The sequence below is a fragment of the Bacillus sp. GW823-FHT06A11 genome, from assembly GCF_058795355.1.
On sequence record NZ_JBXAHS010000006.1, the window covers coordinates 67,325 to 90,643 of the forward strand.

Genomic DNA, 23,319 nt, shown 5'->3' on the forward strand with positions numbered 1-23,319 from the left:
CTCCCTTGTATAAAACTCATATTTTATTCTTCGATTTTAACCTTTAATACACCACGCTTTAAAGATATATTAAGCTTTTTCCAATTCTTCTTCTTTGCTATGAAAGGAAGTATAATTACTGCTGATAGCGTGGCAAATATTATCCCCAAAACTAAAACTGTTACAATGTTAAAGATTGCTTCCATTTAACTCTACCCTCTTTCATTTCTATGGGCTCTAATTTTATGAATGTATTTAAAAATTCTTACCACCCCTTAATTTTCAAAGCAATTATAATGGCCTAATCACAACAAATCAATTCCTATTTAATATGAATACTTTATTCATCCATCAGTATAATGATGTTAAATTTATGTAGCTAGAAATAGAGGAGAATGTCATTTAACCTCTACATTCTCCTCCATCTCAGCCAAATACCTAATCTGTCGTTCCGCTTTTCTCACTGCCGTACGAAAATGTTTTTTCAGGAGTTCTACTGTATTTTCACTTATATAATATCTTTCCGTTATACTTTCCCACGTGTCACTACTTTCAAATGTACTCCATTCAAAAGGGCGTTCTGTATTTTTCTTTAGTTCTTTAAACACCCATTTCCGCATCTTTTTTTTCGCTTTTTCTGTTAGTTTTCCGTTTTTTACAAGTTCAAGTTCACCATGTCTTTTGTATCGCTTATTAATATCTCTCTCGCTATACACTTTAAGAAGTATATTTGCTGTATTTTCGGCATCTGCTAAAGCACGGTGCTGTTTCCCTTCCCACGTTAAAGCGAGCTGTTCTACCGCAAATTGTAAACTTGGCGTATGTTCAAACAATTCCTCATATGCTTGGAAAACAAATTTTTGCAAATCAATTCTACTTTCTTTTTCTATAATGGGGCATTCAACACCATGTAATGTACAATCATGAGATAGAAAGCGATAATCTTCTTTTCCCCATGAAACAAATATAGAATCTTCTCCGATAAACTGAATAAATTTCTCTATAATTTGAGGGAATTTGTCTACAGCCATTAAATCTTTCTTCGTAATACCGGTTAATTTTGTTGTATGACGAGTTAATCGTGCACTTGGTTTTACTAACTCCGAAAATTCTTCAATTATCTTCATTGTACCTATTTCTATTTTTACAGCTCCGATATCAACTATTTCTGACGGATCTTCTGATTTATACGGTCTGAAATTCCTCTCAATATCAAACACAATGAAATGTGTAGCGTTTTTCAATTTATTTACCTCTTTCTAAATTCCTTTTTCACACAAACACTCTATTTTCAGTATTTATTTATTCATGTACTTTATACAAAAATCCTTCGAATAAATAAATGAAAATTCAGTCTTATTATGATATGTAAGTAGGAGGACATCTATAAAAATGCAAAAAAAAAAAAAAAAGAAGGGCGAGCCCTTCTTTTTTCAAAAATTACTTCTTGTTTACGTTAGTAGCTTGAGGTCCACGGTTACCTTGTTCTACTTCGAAAGTAACTTCTTGACCTTCTTCTAAAGTTTTGAAGCCTTCGCCTTGGATAGCTGAGAAATGAACGAATACGTCTTCTCCGCCTTCAACTTCGATGAAACCGAAACCTTTTTCTGAGTTAAACCATTTTACTTTACCGTTTTGCATGAAAAAAATCCTCCTACAATGTACCTATATGTACATATTCATTTTCAACCACCTTACAATAATAAGCCAGATATTAAAAAACTGCAACCCCTGAGGAGATTTAACATTGCTATCCTCCTCGGAAGTTACAGCTCATTTAAATCTCTATATTATTAAAAGTAAAATGGTTTAAACATACTATATCATATCAATATAATAAAAGTAAAGTTTTTTCTTAAATTATTTTTTGTTCCCACTGCATTGCTTTTAATTCACCTGATCCAGCTACTACATAACCATCTTTTTGATTAACAATGCGCCATCCGTGCCCTTTAACTGAATCACATACTGTAACAATACCTTCGTCAAGAAGTACACGGCACACACTACTAATACCCGCCTTATTTTGTGTTGAAGTTGTATATAAGACATGTTGGTCTACACTTAAGTCTAAATAACTACTTGCTTTCTGCTCACTTTGACATGTATGCCAATATATTTTTTCACTCGCAATACTGTCATCTATTTTACAATAAGAAATATTCCCGCTAACTCCCTTGCACGATCCACTTGCCGCTACTAAATAAGAATTGTGTAAAGTCAACGCAGAGATCATTTGATTCATCGTAATTTTAATCCTCTTTAATTTACGTGTCTTCAAATCAAAGAGCCAAACACCACCATACTTAGCATGTATTTTCGTACCAATAAATAAGTAATGTTTATATAAAAATAATGATCGAATAGACGGTGCCGCACTGCCATACTCAAGAAACGGATGAATAGTCTCCCATGTCGAACCGAAATTATTAGAAAGATACAGCGTTTTTTCTCCATGAGCAACAACAGTTCCTTGTACATTGCTACATACATTCCAACTTGTTGCTTTTGTTGGAAAACGCTGAATTGTCCAGTTCTCTCCACCATTCATACTACGAATAAAAATCCCTTCGTCACCTACACCATAAACTACATTATCTTCGCTATGTAAATCCCTAATTCGTTTTTGAAAACCATTTAAAATTCGTTTCCATTCTCCGTCTTGTTCAACAAATAAGCCATTATATGTAGTAGCTAACAACAGTTTTCCATCTCTTAACTTTGTAATAGCAGTTGCACTTAACATCGTCTCCACGTTGACACTCCCATTCTTAGAACTTCTCAGCAAATGCAATTGCAAAATTACTGCATTTTTCAACATCCTCTTGATCTTCTGGAGCTAATTCAATTTTCAGCCCTTCTTGTACAAGCTCTGCACCTCGTTCTACAAGGCGTTCTTCAAATATCGTTACCGCTTCACAAAACAGTTCATACGCCGTATCACCTGATCCGAATACCGCTACCTTTTTCCCAGCTAAATCTATATTTTCTAAGTCCTCATGAAAATCTTCTGCTTCAAATGGTAATTCACCATCGCCCCACGTATAAGATCCTAAAATGATTCCATCATAAGCTAATAATTCTTCAGCATCCATGCCTTCCATCTCTTGCAATACTACTTCATGATCAAAAGCATCTAAACTAACTTTAATTAAATCAGCAATACTCTCTGTATTTCCTGACATACTTGCATAAGCTATTAAAATTTTTGCCACTTTGGCATCCCCCTCTAACAATAAATGATTCTCATTCTCATTATATTAATAATGAGAATCAATTTCAATTGATTTTTTTCTACTTTTATTTACATTTCACATTACTTATTTCAAATAAAGTGAAACTTTAATGAGTCCTCACCAATCAGGATTTTTCAGACAGCCCACAAATAGAGGAATAAATAAAAAAAGCACAGATGACTATACAATCATCTGTGCTTTTTTATTACTTTTTAAAAATACCAAAAGGCTTCCCTACTGGTAAAACAACTTTTCCGAAGTGTGTGTTTAACACTGCTGCTGCTGAACCATAGAAAGATAATAATGAAATAAGAAGTTCAGAATATGCTGCTAAATTATGCATTGCGTGCGGCATAACACCTAAAGTACTTAATGAAAGACCAATAAATAAGAAATCAATAAGGACGAAGATCATAAATAATACTTTATGTGTTTCCATTGCACCAATCGTCATAAAGATTGTGAAAATCAAATATCCGATAAAGGCTACACCAAGCTGTTTTGAATCTGCAGCTTGTGCTAATTTTTCGCCAAATACTCCAAGTTGAATTAACCAAGTCATTCCAACACCTAACCAAAATAGGCCGTACGCACCAAATGCTGTCGTACCGAATGTATTGTTATGCTTTGCATCGTGAATGCAAGCAAAGATTTGTGCAAATCCTCCTAAAAAGATTGCCCATGGTAATACAAGTGAAACGCCATCTGTTAAGCCTAACTTTTGAGATGATGCTACAAGTGTTACCATCGCTAATCCAAATAGACCAATTCCAGATGGATCCGCTGTTGTCATTTTCACATGATGTGTAGTAGTTTGATTGCTCATATAAACCTCCTGATTATAAACATACTCGAATACAATACTTAAATCAGAAGCCTATGTCAATGGTTTTTTTTGTATGTTGTCAGACGTTATATTTTATAATAATTAAATATATTTCCGACCACTTCATAAGGTTTTATATTCACTTTTTCCAACTCGTTTATCGGTAGCCATAACGGAATATAACTTCCTCTACCTTCCCGCTGAAATTCCTCACCTGTTCCGCTTCCGAACACTCCCCCTGTAATATAGGCGCCATAATAATATTCATTTCCTTTATATTTTAACTTTGCAATAAGGTGCTTCACTTTTATATGTAGCCCTAATTCTTCGTATACCTCTCTTTTCGTTGCCTCTTCAGGCGTTTCACCTTCCTCAATCCCTCCGCCAGGAAAAACATAATATGTTTCCTCTTCTCGAATACGTTTTATAAGAGCGATTTTTCCTTCCTGTACAATGATGGCCGCCCCGCGATTTCTTATCATTTTATTACCTCAATACGAATCGCAACTGTTCCCCACTCTTTTTCTTGTTCTTTCGTATATATTTTGTATGTACTTTCTAACATTTCCTCTAAACTATCATTTTCACAATCCAATAATTTTTTATCAATTTGTTCATACATAGATTTAAAGCTCTCGTATCGCTTTATTTCCGTTACTTTTACCGTCATCATTTCTGTTGTCGTAAGATTCGTAAATACGATTTCATCACCTTTGTTTATTAGTTGACGTTTTTTATCGTATAGGCGTACTTCATATACTTTTTTTCCTGATTGAATTGACTGAAACGGTTTATTATATAAACCCATTTCGTATCGCATACATCCCACTCCCTTTTGTTCATTTCACCTATTAATACAGTTCACATTACTACATCTTGCATATAATATTCCATACGTATCACTTAATTGAGAAAGGAGGCTGAAGAAGCATGTTATATTTAAATCAAAAACCTGAATATAATAAATATGATATTGGTGATTATACTTATAGTAAAGTAGGGCCAACCATTTTTTCTTGGAACGATGAAACAAAATTAAAAATAGGTAAGTTTTGTTCATTAGCAGAAGAAGTGGTTTTCATACTTGGCGGTGAACATCGCGCAGACTGGATAACAACTTATCCATTTAATGCACTTTTTGATGAAGGAGCACATATTACTGGTCACCCTTCTTCAAAAGGTGATATCGTAGTCGGCAATGATGTATGGATTGGTTATCAATCCTGCATTTTATCTGGTGTTACAATTGGTAACGGGGCCATTATCGGCGCCAGAAGCGTTGTTACAAAAGACGTACCCCCGTATGCAATTGTAGCTGGTAATCCTGCAAAATTTGTTCGATATCGTTTCCCGCAAGAAACGATTGACAAACTAGAGAATCTCGCATGGTGGGACTGGGACATTTCTGTTATAAAAGGAGCCATTCCATTACTACTCTCCGACAAAATCGAAGAATTTTTCACCTCGCCCGAAAATGAATCTATATGATTAAAACAGAAAGAGCATCCTGAAAAATAATTGGATGCTCTTTCTGTTTTTATTTTTTATGTCCATGCAAATGATTACACGGAGAACATTGAAATGGAATCTTATCTAAGCAATTAAAGTTTGTTTCGCAAATGTGTTCAATCGTTGGAACAAATGGAATGACAACTATGTTACTTTCTACTATTTGTGTAACAGGTGGCAATACTGTGCCTACTTGATGTTCAAAACGAATACTCGCTTGATTTATATAATTTCCTGAACCATTTGGCGCGCTCTGTACTGCTACTTGGAACGAAACTGTCCTTGCTTCACCAGGATTTAAACTTCCGATAAGAAACCCTACTGCCGGGCTTACATTCGGCACTGGCGTATTATCAACCGTTACACTTCCAGGAACAAATCGAACACTACTATCTAACATATCTTGAAAACGAATATTTTGCATTACAGTATCACCCGTATTTGTGATGACTGTCGTAAACGTAATGACATCTCCAATTGTTGCTACCTGTAAATCTGCCGTTTTTACGACTGTCGTTGAGACATTTTGAGGAATAAACGGGATAACAACTGTATTACTATCACCTTCAACTACTACTGGCGGCTCATTCGGATTTACAGTTGCAAGCCCATTCGCTGTAGCAGTATTTGTAACTAAATTATTTACTTGCCCTCCTATTATTACAACTTGGAAATTAATAATTGCTGCATCATTTGGCTGAAAATCACCTAACGGAATACCAGTATTCGGATTAGCAAATGGAAGAGGTACATCATTTACCGTTACCGTACCATTTATAAATAGCGTATTCGGATCAATGATATCTGTTAACACAATATTGGTCACAGGAACTGTACTATCATTTATAACAGCGATTCCGTAAGTGACAACATCCCCTATCATTGCTACTTCAAAGTTTGCTCCTTTTGCAACAAATAAGATTGCAGTATTTACCGTCACTATAACTGTATTGCTTGTATCCATCACTGTAACTGGCGGCTCCCCTGGTACTAAAATATATTCTGCTAACGCCCCAGCAACGTTCACTACTGTACCACCATCCGGAAAACTTGTAATCGTAGCTTCATATGTTACAAGTGACGTCTCACCAACTGGTATATCAGGTATCGTAAATCCAATCTGCGGATTTAACCCCGGTTGCGGAACCCCATTTATCGTTACACTATTTGGAACGAAATCAGCTTCCTGAGATAGCACATCGATAAATTGAACATTCATTGCATCAGCAGTACCAGTATTTAATATACGAACAGTATACGTTACCGTTTCTCCTACACCAACAACTGAATGGTCTACTTCTTTTAGCATATCTAAGCTGCCTCTATTTACCGGCGTAACCGTCGTATTACTTGAATTGGTAATTGTAGACGGAGGTTCTCCTGGAATCAATTCGAAATCACCCGTTACTCTTGCTGTATTCATAATGCTACTAGAAGGCGGAACTGCGATTACATTTACTTCAAATGTAATTAATACACTATCCCCTACTGCAAGATCAGGCAATGCAAAGCCTACAAATGGATCTAAACCTACTTGCGGAATCCCATTTATTTGTACACTTCCAGGAACGAATTCTAAACTAGGTGATGGAACATCGATAAACTGAACATTCGTTGCTGTTACCGTTCCCGTATTTGTCACTTGCACACTATACGTTAACGTATCTCCTAATCGTGTCGCTTCTTTATTTACAGATTTTATAACGCTGAATCGTCCTCTATTCACTCTAGTTATCGTCGTATTACTCGGCTCTGTTACTACAACTGGTGGTTCTCCTGGCACTAAAGTAAAGCTTCCTGTTATATTTGCAACGTTCGTAATTGTTCCTGATGACGGGATGTTTGTAACTGTCGCTTGAAACGTCACTATAACTGTTTCACCTACCGGTATATCACCAACTCCAAATCCAGTAATTGGATTTAAGTTTGGTTGCGAGGCTCCATTTATCGTTACACTATTTGGTACAAATGACGCTCCTGCTGAAATGGTATCAACAAACTGAACAGCATTAGCTGTTACTGTTCCTGTATTCGTTATTTGAACCGTATACGTTAATATATCTCCAACGAGAGTAGCAACCCTATTTACTTGTTTAATAACATTAAATTGCCCTCTATTTACAGTTGTAAGTGTTGTATTGCTCGGCTCTGTTACTATAACTGGTGGTTCTCCTGGTACTAATACAAAACTTCCAGTTACATTTGCCGTATTGGCAATTGTTCCGTTTGATGGCGCACTAACAACGGTTACTTGGAAGATGACTTCTACACTTTCACCTGGATTTATATCTGGAAGCGGGAATCCATTATTCGGATTGAATCCAGGTTGTAACACACCATCTATCGTTACACTGTTCGGCACGAATGCTATAGAGGAAGGTAATACATCACTATATTGAACATTCGTTGCTGGCACTGTTCCTGTATTTTGAACTACTGTTGTATATGTGATTGTATCGCCTACTGCGACAACCGGCTGACTCACTGATTTTAAAACATTCAAACCAGGCTCATTGATTTCTGTTAATGTCGTATTACTTGTCGTTGTTTCCGTAATAGGCGGTTCTGTTTCACTTACAGCAAATGTAGCTGTAACGTCTACAAAATTAACAATCGTTCCACCTTCTGGTATGCTTGTAACCACTTCCTGATATGTGACAAGTACAAAATCATCGACAGGTATATCTGGAACTGTAAAACCAATGAAAGGATCTAATCCTGGTGCTGGTACCCCGTTTATGCTCACACTTCCTGGTACAAATGCTACACCCGCGGAAGTAGTATCGATAAATTGAACATTCGTCGCTGGCACTGTTCCGAAATTAAAAATCAATACATCATACGTTAATATTTCTCCCACCGTCGCTACTTCTTTATCTACTAGTTTCAATGGAAAAATAAAAGCTATATTAATTGTCGTAACGACTAAATTTGTTAATATCGTTTCCGTAATCGGTGGTTCCTGCGGATTTGGTTGTGAAGTAAATGTAACATCTGCATCATTTAATATGACTTCATTATCTGGAATTTCTGTAATCGTCACTTGGAATGTGATCTCAATACTTCCACCAGCGATTAATAATGGAGTAACTGTAAATCCTATTTCTGGATTTAAACCAAGTTGCTGCACTCCACCTATCGTTACACTATTGTCAACAAACGTCGTTCCTTCTGGTATGACATCTTGGAAGAACACATCTGTAACAGGGATAATTCCTACGTTTGAAATGAGCACAGTATACGTTAATACATCCCCAACGGCCCCAGTTGCAACATCAACTGTTTTTGTTGCAGTTACTTCACCAGGAGGAGGTAACGGTATTGTAACTACCGTTGTATTACTTGAATTCGTTGTTGTTACAGGTGGCTGTAAAGGATTTAATAAGAAAGTGGCTGTAGCAGATGCTGTATTTAATACTGCTCCACGTGTAGACGGTGCAACTACCGTAACTTGGAACGTTACTGTCAATGATGTTCCAGCTGCAATATTAGGAAGCGGGAAACCAACATTCGGGTCAAATCCAGGTTGTGGCGTTCCATTTATCGTTACACTATTTGCTACAAAAGTTGTTTCTAAAGCAATTGGATCAAGGAAAGAGACATTCGTTGCTGTTACTGTACCGTTATTTCGAATGACAACAGAATACGTGTAAGTTTCTCCAAGTGCTGCTTGTTGTACAGATGAAGATTTTTGTATATTTAACTGTGCTGTGTTTACTTGCGTCACTACAAAATTACTATTTGTAACAGTCGTTATTGGAGGGTTTGCTGGGTTTATAAGAAAACTTGCAGTAACGTTCGATTGGTTTCTTATATTTCCACCGCTCGGAACACTCGTCACTGTAACTTGAAACGTAATCGTAGCCGTTTGCCCGACCGGAATATTTGGTACCGGGAAACCTAGCATAGGATCCGCGCCTTGCTGTACGACTCCATTTATCGTCACACTATTTGCTACAAAGGCAGTACCAGACGGAATTGGATCTTGAAAAACAATATTCGTTGCAGGAACAGTTCCTGTATTTTGAATAAGAATCGTATACGTTAACGTATCTCCTACACCGGCTTGTAGTGTATTTACACTCTTCATTACATTAAGTGATCCTACATTCACTCGCGTCACAACAATATTACTAATCGTTACAATTGTAATTGGTGGCTGGAGAGGACTTACTTGGAAATCAGCAGTGACATTCGCATTATTCGGAAGAACTCTATTTGGTGGTACACTCGTGATTGTCACTTGAAAAGTGACCGTCACCATTCCTCCTACTGGAATATTAGCAAGTGGAAATCCAGTTGTCGGGTTTAAACCTGGTTGAGGTGTCCCGTTTATTGTTACACTATTCGCTACAAAAGTGGTTCCAACTGGAATCGGATCAAGGAATGATACATTTGTCGCTGTCACCGTTCCACTATTTTGTATACGAACTGTATACGTTAACGTATCTCCTACACCGGCTTCAGTAGCACTTACACTTTTCATTACATTTAACCCTGAAGAATTCACGATCGTCATAACAGTATTACTTGGTACTGTTACAGTAATCGGCGGCTCTGTTGGATTTACAAGGAAATCTCCAGTTACATTCGCATTATTTACAACATTATTTCCTTGGGGAATTTCATCAATTAATACTTCAAATGTAACAATAACACTGGCGCCAGTAGGCAAATTATTTAATAGGAATCCAAGTTCTGGATCTGCCCCTTCTTGTAAAACACCATTCACAACTACACTATTTTCAATAAATAATGTCCCTTGGGGAATTGAATCTTGGAAAAATACATTCGTAGCTGGTACACTACCTGCATTTATGACTTCTATTGTATATACTAAAATATCCCCTACTGTTGCAACATCCGTATTGACTGCTTTCACAACTTCAAAGTTTCCTGATTGTACTGTCGTATTCACAACATTACTCGGTACATTGATTGTTACTGGTGGTTCATTCGGATTCACTTGAAAGCTTGCTGTTACATTTGCTTGATTTAAAATATCTTCATTTTCTGGATTCTGTACAATTACTACGTCAAATGTGACTACAACCGTTTGAGCCGCAGGAATATTCGGAAGAGAGAATCCTGTATTCGGATTTAGTCCACTTTGCTGTACTCCATTAATTGTTACAGAATTTGCAACAAATGAAACAGCAGAAGAAATAGGGTCTTGGAAAAATACATTTGTTAACGGAACATTCCCTGTATTTTGGACGGCAATTGTGTACGTTAAAGTATCCCCTACCGCCGCTTGCGTTGTATTTACTTCTTTTATTACATTTAAACCGCCTGTATTAACTTGTGTCACAACTGTATTCGTTTGTCTATTAATTGTTATCGGTGGCTGATTCGGAATAACGACGAAATTAGCAGATACATTTCCGCGATTCGCAATCGTACCTCCCGATGGTGTAGATGTTACTCGTACTTGAAATGTAACAGTCCTACTTCCGCCAGGAGATATATTAGCTACTGTAAACCCAGTCGCTGGATTTACCCCAGGTTGTGAAACCCCATCCACAGTCACACTATTTGCGATAAATGTCGTTCCAATTGGGATCGGATCTTGAAAAATAACGTTCGTTGCAAGTACATTTCCTGTATTTTGAATTGTTACCGTGTACGTAAGAACGTCGTTAACCGTTGCAAAAGCTTTATCCACTGTTTTTCTCGTTGTTATATCAGCTATATTAATTGTCGTAACTACAGTATTACTTGTCGCTTGCCCTGAAACTGGTTGTTGACCAGGCACTGGAGTAAAGTTAAATGTTACACTCGCACGGTTTGGAATTGGATTGACAAGAGGGTTCGATGTTACTCGAACTTGAAAGCGCACTACAGTCGTTTGCGATGCATTAATACTTCCAAGATTAATACTACTTGCTGGATTCGCTCCTGGACGCGCTACTCCATTTACCGTAACGCTATTTGCGACAAATGTTGTTCCAGCAGGGATACTATCAACAAAAATAACATTGTTCGCAGTGACGTTTCCATTATTTGTGACATTAACTGTGTACGTTAATACATCATTAAGTGTTGCCGTCTGTAAATCTACAGATTTTTGCATACTAATAGTTGCTTGGTTCACTGTCGTTTGTACTGTGTTTGAAGAAGACGTACTTGTAATAGGAGGACTACCAACGAAGGGACGGAATTGATATGACACCATTGCACGATTTAAAATAGGATTGGGATTCGGGAATGATGTTATTCGAACTTGAAATGTAACAATTCTTTGCGTGTTATTTGGGATTGTACCTAAACTAATTCCATTAGCAGGGTTTGCATTCGGCTGTGTTACTCCCCCTACCGTAACACTACCTGCAACAAACGTCGTTCCGTTCGGAATACTATCACGTAATACAACGTTTTCTGCACTTCCTGTTCCTGTATTTGGGACCGTAATTGTATAAGTGAGAGTATCCCCTACCCCCGCGACTGTTCTATTAACTGATTTAACAGGATTAATAATTGGACCTGTTGCATCAATTTGAACACCAAAACCAGCTGCTGCGTATCCATCTCCATTTGTAACAAATCGAACCGTTGCTGATGTTTGACTGTTTACTAAAGATGAGGAGGCATCTACATTCGTAATATCCCACCCTTGTCTTCGGACGGCCAAAGCTACCCCTAACGGCTGATTCAAATCTCCAAACGTGCCGCTCGTATCTAAATTTCCACTATCATTACAAATTTGTGACTGAAAGAAATTATTCGCAGGATTTCTCGGTCCGAATAATGCAACTGTAGCATTTGCATTCGGTCCAAAGCGAAGTTGATCTCCAACAATGTTAGAATCGCCTTCTTGAGCAGTTACGAGCACTCTTCCTGTAACAGCTCCTGTTGCCGGCGTAGCAAATCCTGAAATAGTAGCATCAACTGGTGGTGATGAAGCATCAATAATTTCTTGGCCTGCATATACTGACAAATTTCGAAGTGGTAAACTTGCATTTTGATACACAACCTCAAGCGTCCATCCAGCTGAACGACTGATTGTCGGGTCAGCTGAAGTTCTTGCAGCTGGCACGGCACCTGTTGTATATGTGCCTGCTCCACCTGCACTAACAAGATTCGTTACATTGGCAGAGCGAGCATAATAAAACTGGTTTCCTACTGAACCTTGCTGCGCGGTAGCAGGATCTGGCGTAACAGAAAACGTCCCTGCTGGCGTTGTAAATGTAATGTTATCATTTAAAAATGGTAAAACATCTTCCGTATCAGTCCGGAAAGTACCAGCCCAAACTAATTCTGCATATAACACACTGCTCCCCGCTGGAAGATTTAAAATTGCACTTGAAGAATTCAATTGCCACTCATCTGTTGTCCCTGCTGGGAATCCTGGTACTTGCAACGCTGTATTTACTGTCGTAAACACAGCAAGTGTACCAAAAATATTACCTGGTGCAGGTGATGTAGGGCTAAGTCCCAGCGTATTCCCAGTAAACGTGACGGCACCAGGTACTGTTGTCGTAAACCTATTTATAAAAGGCACACAATCATCTCATTTCAATTATAGTAAAAAGTGCTCTATACTATAAAATGTAGACAAACTATACAATGTACGTTGTCCAACAAAATTCCGCACATATGAGAGGGGTTTATAAAACTATGCGCTACGTTATCATAACAGGAACTTCACAAGGTTTAGGTGAGGCAATCGCTACGCAATTATTAGAAAAAAATACAACTGTCATCTCTATTTCTAGAAGAGAAAATAAAGAGCTTACAAAACTTGCAGAGCAATATAACAGCAATTGCATTTTTCATTCCCTAGATCTTCAAGATGTACATAACTTAGAAATTAACTTTAAAGAGATCATTTCATCTATTAAAAAAGACAATGTATCCTCTATTCATTTAATTAATAATGCGGGTACAGTTGCACCTATGAAGCCAATTGAAAAAGCTGAAAGCGAACAATTCATTACGAACGTTCACATTAATTTACTTGCACCTATGATTCTTACATCTATATTTATGAAACATACGAAAGACTGGAAAGTAGATAAACGCGTTATTAACATTTCATCTGGTGCAGGAAAAAACCCTTACTTTGGCTGGGGCGCTTATTGTACAACGAAAGCTGGTGTAAATATGTTTACACAGTGCGTAGCAACTGAAGAAGTAGAAAAAGAATATCCAGTAAAAATCGTCGCTTTTGCACCTGGTGTTGTTGATACAAATATGCAATCACAAATTCGTGAAACAAATAAAGAAGATTTCATAAATTTGGATCGCTTCATTGCATTAAAAGAAGAAGGAAAACTATTATCACCTGAATATGTTGCGAAAGCTATTCGTAACTTACTAGAAACTGAGGACTTCCCTCAAGGCGAGATTATTAGAATTGATGAATAACAAAAAGGTGTGCTAAAATTGCACACCTTTTTGTTTTACTTCTCTAAAAATATAAGCACAGACTCCGCAATTTGCTCATAACCGATTTCTTGATAAATTTTATTCGATATCGGATTCGCTAAATCAGTATATAACGTAGTCGTCTTGTACCCTTCATCTAACATACGTTGACTAAGTGCCGCTACACAATTAGATGCGTATCCCTTTTTCCTTGCTTCTTTCGGCGTGTATACGAAATTAACTGTTATATTATTTTTCGTTGGTCTCGTTTTTGCAGCTACAGAAACAAGTTTCCTATCTACTTCCAAACCAAACAGTCGATTTGTAGTTATTAATGTATGCGCAGTTTGTTTTGCTTCTTCTTTCGTAGTAGGAAGCTTTACGTCTTCACAAAATTGATATATCCACTGTTCTATTAATGGTAATTCATCATTATTTACCGCCCGGAAAAGTCCGTTCGCATTACACTTCTTCTTTACTCTGTTCAGCTCATACACACCTTGCTCCATTGCAACATTCATTTTCTTATTTTCTAATACCGCAATCTCTTCCGCTAATTTCTGTACAATTTTCTTATTACCGATCAATCCAGGAATATCCGGATATACTTTCGTTAACTCTTTTGCAAGTTCCTCAATAGCTACTCCCGAAATTTCAGAAGTTGCAACAATGATTTGTTTCTTCTCTTCTGTTTGCAGAAATACAACCGCAATGTCTTCTCCTTGTTTCGCTATCCCCATAAATATCGGTTCTTGAACCATTTGTAATACACCTAATATGAGATTGTTTTCCTGCTCATTCTTTTCTAGAAATGGTGTAACATCTTCTTTAAAATGAAAAATCTCTTCATATACATGTAATTGAATCATCGACAATCTCTTCTCTCTATTTATATTTTAATTAAGTATTGGCGATTAATTCATTAAATCCCTCTTTTACGATTCAATAATATTCAAAGCTAATGTATTCAAGGCATTTTCAGCTTGTAAAATTCTCTGTTTTTCCTTTTCAAATACATCTTCTTCTTTTCGAAAGGACTCTTTTCGATTTTTAATCATACGCTTCATTTCTTTTTTACTCGGTCCACCGTATACATTTCTTTTTTGAATAAAAGCTTCTGGCGATATAATTTCTTTCCACTCTTTTTCTAATAAATTTATTTTAAAATGTTCTTGCAAATACATATTTACATCTTTGAAGTGTAATTCATGTAGTTCTTTTTTCTGCTCCAATGACATATTTGCAATAGCACTTGCTGCATGATGAGCATGCCGAAATGGAATTTCATAATTTTTCGTTAAAACATCAGCGAAATCCGTTATCGTTATTGCATGTTTATAGGAACGACTTTTTAACGTTTCTTCTTCTACTTTCATCGTTAGGATCACTGCATTCATCATACAAAAAACACGAATCGCCTTTTCAATCCCTTTATATAAATATGGCTGCAAGTCATCTTCCGTATCGACAATATCACCAAATGGTGTATTATGAATCATTTGAAATACTGTAAATGCTTCTCCTAAAGCACTACTCGTAATTGCACGAGCGTGTTCAATTGAAACCGGATTTCGTTTTTGCGGCATAATACTACTAATTTGTACATATGGCTTTGCAACAGTAATACCGTCATATTCTTTCGTTGCTAACAACAAAAAGTCATGAATCCATCTACTCGTATTCGTCATCATTACCATAAGTAGCGAGCTAACTTCTAATAAATAATCCGCTCCGGCAACAGCATCATATGAGTTCTCAATTACAGTTGTAAATCCAAGTAGATGAGCAACTCGTTCTCGTTTAATCGGGAAACTTGTTGTAGAGAGTGCAGCCGCCCCCATTGGAGACTGATTTAAAAGCTGGTACGTTTTTTTCATTCGTTCTAAATCTCTTTGCATCGTATCATAAATTGCTAAAGTATAATGACCAAATGTTGTTGGCTGTGCCGGTTGTGTATGTGTATAAGCTGGCATGATCGTTTCCTTATGATCATCAGCAAGTTGCAGTACACTTTCTTGCAATAGCAAATGATGTTCCATTAATCGTAATATATACCGCCTTAGACTCATGCGATACATCGTTACACCCATATCATTTCTACTTCTACCAATATGCATATTACTTACAAAATCGCATTTCGCTTCTTGAGAAATTAAATGTTCGATTAAAAAAAAGAGGTCTTCATGCTGCTCTGTATATACCAATTTATCTTTTGGTATTCGCTCTACTTTTCTAAGTGCGTTTAATATAACTTTAGCTTCTTCTATTTTTATTAAACTTTCTTCAGTCAGCATCGTAATATGTGCTTTATGCACTTGAAACATATCTTTCAATAAGTAATTTCGTTGAAAATCAAATACATGTTGTAATACACAATCCACATATGTTTTTCCAGGGAAATCAGCGCCTTCACTCTTTATAAACTCTTCCTTACTCTGTTTCATCACCTTTTCCCCTCTCACCTAAGTATTACTACCCATCATACCCATTGATAGAAAAAAAGTGCCTGTACATAAAAATAAACTCGGTGCTCTCTGCACCGAGTTTATTTAATAAAAGTCGCATCATACTTATCACTTTGCAACACTTGGAAATGTAAGTTTGCTAAATGTTTCCGTATTTCTGCACTATCGTCTTCATTTAAATTGTTCGCCAAAAACACAATTTCTGTACAGTTTCCACGTTTATCCATAGCGTAAACCGCTTTTGTAACCGTCCATGGTGTGTAACCATTCTTTTGTCCAGCATGTCTAAATGTTTTACGGTATTTCTTAGCACTCATGTCTGTTTCAACGATATTTGCCCACACTTTTTCTTCAGCTTCTGTCAAGCCACCTTTATGGTTTGCCTTTTGAAGTAATACCATATAATCATTTGCAGAAGCTGCTGGTAATCTATCTGACCAAATTTTGTCGTAACGTTCCTCTAAATAAAGCGGAATTTCCTTCTGTAATAATGGTCCCTTCTTCTTTAAGCGTTCATGAATAATCATCGAATATTCACGATATTGCTCTTGAGACATTTCTTTTAACTTTTTCTCTATTTTATATTTTGGAACATGTAATTCTTTATGCAAATATCCCGGGATATACAAAGATGAAACGATTGGAAATAGTGGTTGATGTGCAGGAAGTGATAAACTTTGTAAATTTCGATTGATGTTGTCTAATCCTAACAATTCCATTAAGTATTCAGCATTTGCATTCGAACTAAACTTAACCATTCCTTTTGCCACTTCTTCTAAAGAAACCGCTCCTTCAGTTATCTTGCCCGTCTTCTCCAAATACTTTTGCCATCTATCTTGTGCACCACCATCTGTATTCGGCACATAATAGCGATTCACATCGTTAATCGACACAAAACTAGACGAATCAATTTTCCCTTCAGTAACTTGTTTCGTATATTCAAGCGCCACAATTAATTTCATCGTACTAGCAACTGGCAATACAACATTTGGGTTTACAGAATAAACAACTTTATCATTTCTCTTTACTAGAAGCGCACTATTTTTTTCATCTTTATGTTCTTCAATAAAAGATGCAATATACTGTGCATCATCATTATTTGAACTCCACACTTTTTTCACTAAAAAGTTACCCGATATTAGCAAAACAAAAATACCCACAATTACTGCGCATACTATAGTTTTTTTCAAGTAAAATTCCTCTCCTATTGTGTAACTCTTCTCTATTTATGATTAAAAAACAAAATAATGGAGATGGTCATTTAAATAACCATCTCCATTATTTTAACTTGTATGCTCCTATTATGTCTACGTCATAAATTTCACAAAATCCTCAAGAAACTTTTTATAATGTAACGACCAACCAATTCGCACCCAATTTTTTAATGCTTTTGCATCAGGTTGAGGCCGAAAATCAGCAATACTCTCTCCTTTTGCAATTCCAGCTGTATCTACATCGACACGACGATATACATAGTCTAAAAGGGATGGATTTGCCGCAACCATCATTGTAACGACGTCATGTACTGGGCTTCCTTTTATTTTCGGATTTAACTTTCTATAAGCTTTATAATAATACGTAAATATCGGCTCGATTAACTTATTAAAACTCGTTTTAGAGTGTTTCGTAATATATTTTACCATTTCCGGCGTAATAATTGCTTCAGATGTAACGTTAAGTGGTACTAATGTCACATTTTTAGCATTTTGCATAACTAATTGCGACGCAATCGGATCACCATGAAAATTCGCCTCTGCGACTGGTGTTACATTGCCAGGCATTAAGAAAGCACCGCCCATTATATAATATTCTTTCACATACTTCATCATCGGCTTTTCTAAAATAAATGCCGTCGCTAGTGTTGTTGATCTACCAGCATCGACTATTATTAATTCCCCTTTATATTTTTCAAGAAGATCAAAAAATGCACAAAAAGGCTTTATATTTGGCGAAAAAGTTTTTGGAGGTTTAATTGGCCCTAAACCGTCTGCCCCATGAATTTCTGGATAATACGTTGTAACATCTCCGGATAAAGGAATTTTCGCACCATTAATAACAGGTATATCTTCCCGTCCTGCCATTTGCAATAAATATGCGGCATTACTTGTCGCCTTTTCTTGTGTTACATTTCCATATCCCGTTACTACCCCAACAATATCAATATCAGGATGCAACAATCCATACATAATTGCTAAAGAGTCATCAATGCCTGGGTCTCCTAAAAATAACACTTTTTTCATCGACCTCAACTCCATCCCCTCAGTTGTTATTAATTTATGAATAAACGTGGATATACAGAATAAAAAAGAACAAATTCATACGAAAAAACGCAGTCTTATAAGGACTACGTTCTTCAGCTAACCTATACTGTTTTTTTTACAGCACTCATACTTCCAATAACATAAGCGATAAACGCAAAACAAATTGGGAAGACAACTGTATGTATACCGAACGGATTTGGATAGAAAAGATGAATACACATATATGAACCTACTCCAACGAAAATGGAAGCAAGCGCTCCCGTAGCATTTCCTTTTCTCCAATATAACCCTAATACGATTGGCCAAATGAATGCTGCTTCTAATCCACCGAAAGAAAATAAATTTAGCCATATTAAAAAATCTGGTGGTTTAATCGCCGCTACATAAACGAGTAGCCCTACAATACCAGTAATCCACAAACTTCCTTTTTTTATCGTACTGTCTGCTGCATCTTTATTTATGTAATTTACGTATATATCTTTAATAATTGACGAGCTTACAAGTAATAATAAAGAGTTTACTGTAGACATAATCGCCGCCATTGGTGCAGCTAAGAAAACTCCAGCTAACCAAGGTGGCAACACTTCCATCGCGAGTAGCGGCATTACTTTATCTGGTACCGTTATACCTGGAAGTACTACTCTTGCAAATACACCTGTTAAATGCATACCAATCATAATTGTACCAACGACAACTGTTCCAATTATTAAAGCTTGGTGCATAGCTTTTGAATTTTTATAAGACATGGCACGCACGCTAATTTGCGGTAAACCTACAACGCCAATTCCAATTAAAATCCAAAATGATGTAACATATGATTTCGTTAAACTGCCATCTGCTCCGAATGGTGTAATTAAATTTGGATTAATTTGAACAAGTTCCTGCATAATCTTTTCAATTCCACCACCAGCAATGACAGTAGCAATTAAAATGATTGTCGTTCCAACTAACATAATGATTCCTAATAATGTATCTGATAGCGCGACTGCACGAAATCCACCAATTAATACGTACACAAGTACAGAAAAAGTAAATAAAAATAGTGCTGTTGTATACGATAGACCCGTTAGTGACTCGATTAATCGTCCACCGCCGACCCACTGGGCTACTGTCGCTGAAAATAAAAAGATAATAATACATAACGCAGAGAGTATAACAACTGCTTTATTATTGTATCTCCCTTTTAAATAATCGATAAGAGTAATTGCTTCCATCTTCCTAGCAATAATTGCAAACTTTTTACCGATAACCGTTAAAACGATATATCCTGTTACAACTTGAATCGCAGATAATAGTACCCATCCAAGCCCCATATTGTAAGCAATACCGGGACCACCAATAAAGCTACTTGCACTACCGTACGTAGCAATCATTGTCATCGCTAATAATAAACCGCCTAACTCACGCCCACCAAGAAAATATTCTTGTAAAAATTTATTATGTGCTGTTGCTTGCACGCGTCTTGAAGCATATACACCAATTAAAAATACAACGATAAACGAAATTATCATTGGAATGATTACATACCAATTCATCTATTATTCCTCACTTTTTTCTTCCTCATCGAGTGAAATATCTTGAAATACAAAACGAACAACTAAACTAAGTAAAATAACCATAACGATAAATCCAACGATACAGCTATAAAAAAACCATGCGGGAAAACCTAATACATATGTATATTCACTTGGATCTTTACTACCAAGCCCATAAGCAAATCCGTACCATATTATAAAATTAATAATAGCAAGTCCAAGACCAATTAACGCTTCTCTATGGGCTATTCGAAAGCGTGGATCATCATGATAATCTTTCATTTTTCCCCCTCCTCTCACGATGTATTATTGTACCATTGTTCTTCTAGTTTTTCCTACTAGAAAGCAAAAACAAGCAGGATTTTTTATAATCATATAGAAGCTTCTCTTACATTACATATTTTTTACAATTGTAACACAAATGAAATTTGAATTTTCAGTATTTATTAATTATGATTTTAATTAGAGGCTTTCCATCTAGTTTCCACATCCTTGATTTCGGAATAAGCGCCGTCTCGTACTGCGTTTACATTATATTTTCAAGGGGGTTATACAATGAGTCAACTAGCTGTAAATCTTCATGAAAAGGTAGAAAAGTTTCTTCAAGGTACAAAAAAGTTATATGTGAATGGATCTTTCGTTGAAAGCGCTTCCAGCAAAACGTTTAAAACACCTAACCCAGCAACTGGTGAAACACTTGCCGTCGTTTCTGAAGCTGGTCGCGAAGATATTCATAAAGCTGTAGTCGCAGCTCGTATGGCTTTTGACGAAGGTCCTTGGTCTCGTATGAGCACTGCTGAGCGAAGCCGTCTCATGTACAAGTTAGCTGATCTAATGGAAGAACATAAAGAAGAGCTTGCACAGCTCGAAACATTAGATAACGGAAAACCAATCCGTGAAACAATGGCAGCAGACATACCACTTGCAATTGAGCATATGCGCTATTACGCTGGATGGGCTACGAAAATCGTTGGTCAAACAATTCCTGTTTCCGGTGATTACTTTAACTATACACGCCATGAAGCTGTTGGTGTCGTTGGTCAAATTATCCCTTGGAACTTCCCGCTTCTTATGGCAATGTGGAAAATGGGAGCAGCGCTTGCTACAGGATGTACAATCGTTTTAAAACCTGCAGAACAAACTCCACTATCTGCTCTATACTTAGCTGAATTAATTGAAGAAGCTGGATTCCCGAAAGGTGTTATTAATATCGTACCTGGATTCGGTGAATCAGCTGGACAAGCTCTCGTTAATCATCCACTCGTTGATAAAATTGCATTTACCGGTTCTACTCCTGTCGGTAAACAAATTATGCGACAAGCATCCGAATCATTAAAACGCGTTACACTTGAATTAGGCGGCAAATCACCAAATATCATCTTGCCAGATGCTGATTTATCTCGCGCGATTCCTGGTGCACTTTCTGGTGTTATGTTTAACCAAGGACAAGTATGCTCTGCTGGGTCACGCTTATTTGTTCCGAAGAAAATGTATGATAATGTCATGGCTGATCTCGTCCTCTATTCTAAAAAACTAAATCAAGGTGTCGGTCTTAACCCTGAAACAACAATTGGTCCTCTCGTTTCTGAAGAACAACAAAAACGTGTAATGGGCTACATTGAAAAAGGGATTGAAGAAGGAGCTGAAGTACTATGCGGAGGAAGTAATCCATTCGATCAAGGCTACTTCGTTTCTCCTACAGTATTCGCTGACGTAAATGATGAAATGACGATCGCAAAAGAAGAAATTTTCGGTCCAGTTATTTCTGCAATACCGTTTAACGATATTGATGAAGTAATTGAACGTGCAAATAAATCACAATTCGGCTTAGCGGCTGGTGTGTGGACAGAAAATGTTAAAACAGCACACTATGTTGCAAGTAAAGTACGTGCAGGTACAGTATGGGTAAACTGTTATAACGTCTTTGATGCAGCATCTCCATTTGGAGGATTTAAACAATCTGGTCTTGGCCGTGAAATGGGATCTTACGCATTAAATAACTATACAGAAGTAAAGAGCGTTTGGCTTAACTTAAATTAATGAGAAAGAACCTGACCTACCTAGTCAGGTTCTTTTCATTATGTATTCCTTTAAACTTGCAGTCCTCCGCTCACATTTAATACTTCACCTGTAATATAAGATGCGTATTCTGATGCTAAAAAAGCTGCTGCGTTCGCAATATCTTCTGGCGTTCCAATTCTACCAACTGGAATAGCACCAACCATCTTTTCTTTCACTTTATCTGGTATCGTTTTTGTCATATCTGTATCCATAAAACCCGGACAAATCGCATTACAAGTAATACCGAAGCTTCCAACTTCTTTCGCTGCTGTTTTCGTTAAACCGACAACTCCTGCCTTTGTAGCCGCATAATTTGCTTGACCTATGTTTCCTTCTCTACTAATTGAAGATATATTAATAATGCGTCCATACCCTTGTTGTCTCATGTAAAGAAGCGCTGGTTGCATACAATAAAAAACACCAGTTAAGTTCACTTGTAATACTTGTTCCCAAGCAGACTTCTCCATTTTATGTAACATTGCATCTCTTGTAATCCCGGCGTTATTCACCAAAATATGTAATGTACCGAATTTTTGAACCGCATATTCAATTAACGACTTCGCTTCATTTTGATTACTCACATCACATCGATATGAGCACACTTCATATCCTTCATCTGATAACTCACGTGTCGTTTTTTGTAGATTCTCTTCATTTACATCGCTAATTAATACTTTCGCCCCTAGTTTTGCATAAACCCTTGCAATCTCTTTTCCAATTCCCTGTGCAGCTCCTGTTACAACAGCTGTTTTCCCATTTAAAAACTCCATTCCTATCCCCCATTTCTATTACTTATACTGTATATTTCGGCTTTTTGCTTTTCAATTCCTCTTTGTATAAAAAAGTCTATTTGTGTCAAACTAACTTTGCAACGTCGCATAAAGTGCAAGGAGATTATGTCGAATGAACAAAAAGAATTTCAAACAAAGCAAAGCAACTGATGGCATTGATGTTGAGTTCTCTCGCGAACTCGCTGACCACAATGACTTAGAAGCAAACGCACGTGCAAATGCCGCTGATGCACGTCAAAAACGCCAATCAACCGAAAAATAAGGTACATCACAACCTTATTCTTTTCAA

Annotated in this window: 20 protein-coding genes; 4 read left to right on the forward strand and 16 right to left on the reverse strand. The window is 36.8% G+C overall.

The window, feature by feature from the left end:
• Positions 1 to 23 precede the first annotated feature (23 nt).
• From AC1Q8L_RS24030 to AC1Q8L_RS24065, 8 genes are all read right to left on the reverse strand, one after another.
• Positions 24 to 185 (reverse strand): hypothetical protein, encoded by a 162-nt coding sequence (locus tag AC1Q8L_RS24030; RefSeq protein WP_000387293.1) that lies wholly within the window; start codon positions 183 to 185, stop codon positions 24 to 26.
• A 192-nt stretch (positions 186 to 377) separates the two neighbouring features.
• A complete protein-coding gene (locus AC1Q8L_RS24035) occupies positions 378 to 1,223 on the reverse strand; it encodes an exonuclease (RefSeq protein WP_016512466.1) in 846 nt (281 codons plus the stop codon).
• A 196-nt stretch (positions 1,224 to 1,419) separates the two neighbouring features.
• Complete coding sequence (cspB, locus tag AC1Q8L_RS24040; RefSeq protein WP_001179150.1) at positions 1,420 to 1,620, reverse strand: cold shock-like protein CspB; 201 nt, start codon at positions 1,618 to 1,620, stop codon at positions 1,420 to 1,422.
• A 214-nt stretch (positions 1,621 to 1,834) separates the two neighbouring features.
• The gene (locus AC1Q8L_RS24045) at positions 1,835 to 2,734 is read right to left on the reverse strand and encodes a WD40/YVTN/BNR-like repeat-containing protein (protein ID WP_000449497.1); all 900 of its coding nucleotides are present in this window, start codon (positions 2,732 to 2,734) and stop codon (positions 1,835 to 1,837) included.
• 16 nt (positions 2,735 to 2,750) lie between these two features.
• A complete protein-coding gene (locus tag AC1Q8L_RS24050; RefSeq protein ID WP_001062759.1) occupies positions 2,751 to 3,194 on the reverse strand; it encodes a flavodoxin in 444 nt (147 codons plus the stop codon).
• Positions 3,195 to 3,420: 226 nt separating this feature from the next.
• Positions 3,421 to 4,041: an acetate uptake transporter gene (locus tag AC1Q8L_RS24055; protein ID WP_000070938.1), complete on the reverse strand. Its 621-nt coding sequence runs from the start codon at positions 4,039 to 4,041 to the stop codon at positions 3,421 to 3,423.
• A gap of 86 nt (positions 4,042 to 4,127) precedes the next feature.
• Positions 4,128 to 4,523 carry an NUDIX hydrolase gene (locus AC1Q8L_RS24060; protein WP_016512465.1) on the reverse strand — a complete coding sequence of 132 codons (396 nt, stop codon included), beginning with the start codon at positions 4,521 to 4,523 and terminating at the stop codon, positions 4,128 to 4,130.
• Positions 4,520 to 4,861, reverse strand: a complete 342-nt coding sequence (locus AC1Q8L_RS24065; protein WP_016512464.1) for an ASCH domain-containing protein — start codon at positions 4,859 to 4,861, stop codon at positions 4,520 to 4,522. The genes AC1Q8L_RS24060 and AC1Q8L_RS24065 overlap by 4 nt, the downstream gene beginning before the upstream one ends.
• A 110-nt stretch (positions 4,862 to 4,971) precedes the next feature.
• On the opposite strand from AC1Q8L_RS24065, the gene AC1Q8L_RS24070 reads away from it, so the two are divergent.
• Positions 4,972 to 5,529 carry a CatB-related O-acetyltransferase gene (locus AC1Q8L_RS24070; protein WP_000966309.1) on the forward strand — a complete coding sequence of 186 codons (558 nt, stop codon included), beginning with the start codon at positions 4,972 to 4,974 and terminating at the stop codon, positions 5,527 to 5,529.
• Between the two features lie 49 nt (positions 5,530 to 5,578).
• Here AC1Q8L_RS24070 and AC1Q8L_RS24075 read toward each other — a convergent pair whose 3' ends face one another.
• Positions 5,579 to 13,051 (reverse strand): DUF11 domain-containing protein, encoded by a 7,473-nt coding sequence (locus AC1Q8L_RS24075; RefSeq protein ID WP_098311800.1) that lies wholly within the window; start codon positions 13,049 to 13,051, stop codon positions 5,579 to 5,581.
• 116 nt (positions 13,052 to 13,167) lie between these two features.
• Here AC1Q8L_RS24075 and AC1Q8L_RS24080 point away from each other — a divergent pair, with 116 nt between their 5' ends.
• Positions 13,168 to 13,917: a (S)-benzoin forming benzil reductase gene (locus AC1Q8L_RS24080; protein ID WP_001271054.1), complete on the forward strand. Its 750-nt coding sequence runs from the start codon at positions 13,168 to 13,170 to the stop codon at positions 13,915 to 13,917.
• Positions 13,918 to 13,952: 35 nt separating this feature from the next.
• Here AC1Q8L_RS24080 and AC1Q8L_RS24085 read toward each other — a convergent pair whose 3' ends face one another.
• The 6 genes from AC1Q8L_RS24085 to AC1Q8L_RS24110 all read right to left on the reverse strand — a co-directional run bounded on the left by AC1Q8L_RS24085 (position 13,953) and on the right by AC1Q8L_RS24110 (position 20,460).
• A complete protein-coding gene (locus AC1Q8L_RS24085) occupies positions 13,953 to 14,786 on the reverse strand; it encodes a GNAT family N-acetyltransferase (RefSeq protein ID WP_000615371.1) in 834 nt (277 codons plus the stop codon).
• A 66-nt stretch (positions 14,787 to 14,852) separates the two neighbouring features.
• A complete protein-coding gene (gene argH, locus AC1Q8L_RS24090; RefSeq protein ID WP_000813967.1) occupies positions 14,853 to 16,361 on the reverse strand; it encodes an argininosuccinate lyase in 1,509 nt (502 codons plus the stop codon).
• 101 nt (positions 16,362 to 16,462) lie between these two features.
• A complete protein-coding gene (locus AC1Q8L_RS24095) occupies positions 16,463 to 17,572 on the reverse strand; it encodes a serine hydrolase (protein WP_000751368.1) in 1,110 nt (369 codons plus the stop codon).
• Positions 17,573 to 17,689: 117 nt separating this feature from the next.
• The gene (locus tag AC1Q8L_RS24100) at positions 17,690 to 18,622 is read right to left on the reverse strand and encodes a nucleoside hydrolase (RefSeq protein ID WP_000756465.1); all 933 of its coding nucleotides are present in this window, start codon (positions 18,620 to 18,622) and stop codon (positions 17,690 to 17,692) included.
• Positions 18,623 to 18,744: 122 nt separating this feature from the next.
• Complete coding sequence (gene panF / locus AC1Q8L_RS24105) at positions 18,745 to 20,178, reverse strand: sodium/pantothenate symporter (protein WP_016080713.1); 1,434 nt, start codon at positions 20,176 to 20,178, stop codon at positions 18,745 to 18,747.
• A gap of 3 nt (positions 20,179 to 20,181) precedes the next feature.
• Positions 20,182 to 20,460 (reverse strand): YhdT family protein, encoded by a 279-nt coding sequence (locus AC1Q8L_RS24110; RefSeq protein ID WP_000656237.1) that lies wholly within the window; start codon positions 20,458 to 20,460, stop codon positions 20,182 to 20,184.
• A 273-nt stretch (positions 20,461 to 20,733) separates the two neighbouring features.
• On the opposite strand from AC1Q8L_RS24110, the gene dhaS reads away from it, so the two are divergent.
• Positions 20,734 to 22,218, forward strand: a complete 1,485-nt coding sequence (gene dhaS, locus AC1Q8L_RS24115; RefSeq protein WP_098311798.1) for an aldehyde dehydrogenase DhaS — start codon at positions 20,734 to 20,736, stop codon at positions 22,216 to 22,218.
• Between the two features lie 50 nt (positions 22,219 to 22,268).
• Here the strand turns inward: dhaS and fabG are convergent, their stop codons facing one another.
• Complete coding sequence (gene fabG / locus AC1Q8L_RS24120) at positions 22,269 to 23,009, reverse strand: 3-oxoacyl-ACP reductase FabG (RefSeq protein ID WP_000395038.1); 741 nt, start codon at positions 23,007 to 23,009, stop codon at positions 22,269 to 22,271.
• A gap of 133 nt (positions 23,010 to 23,142) precedes the next feature.
• Here fabG and AC1Q8L_RS24125 point away from each other — a divergent pair, with 133 nt between their 5' ends.
• Positions 23,143 to 23,292 carry a YfhD family protein gene (locus tag AC1Q8L_RS24125; protein ID WP_001035815.1) on the forward strand — a complete coding sequence of 50 codons (150 nt, stop codon included), beginning with the start codon at positions 23,143 to 23,145 and terminating at the stop codon, positions 23,290 to 23,292.
• Positions 23,293 to 23,319: the final 27 nt, after the last annotated feature.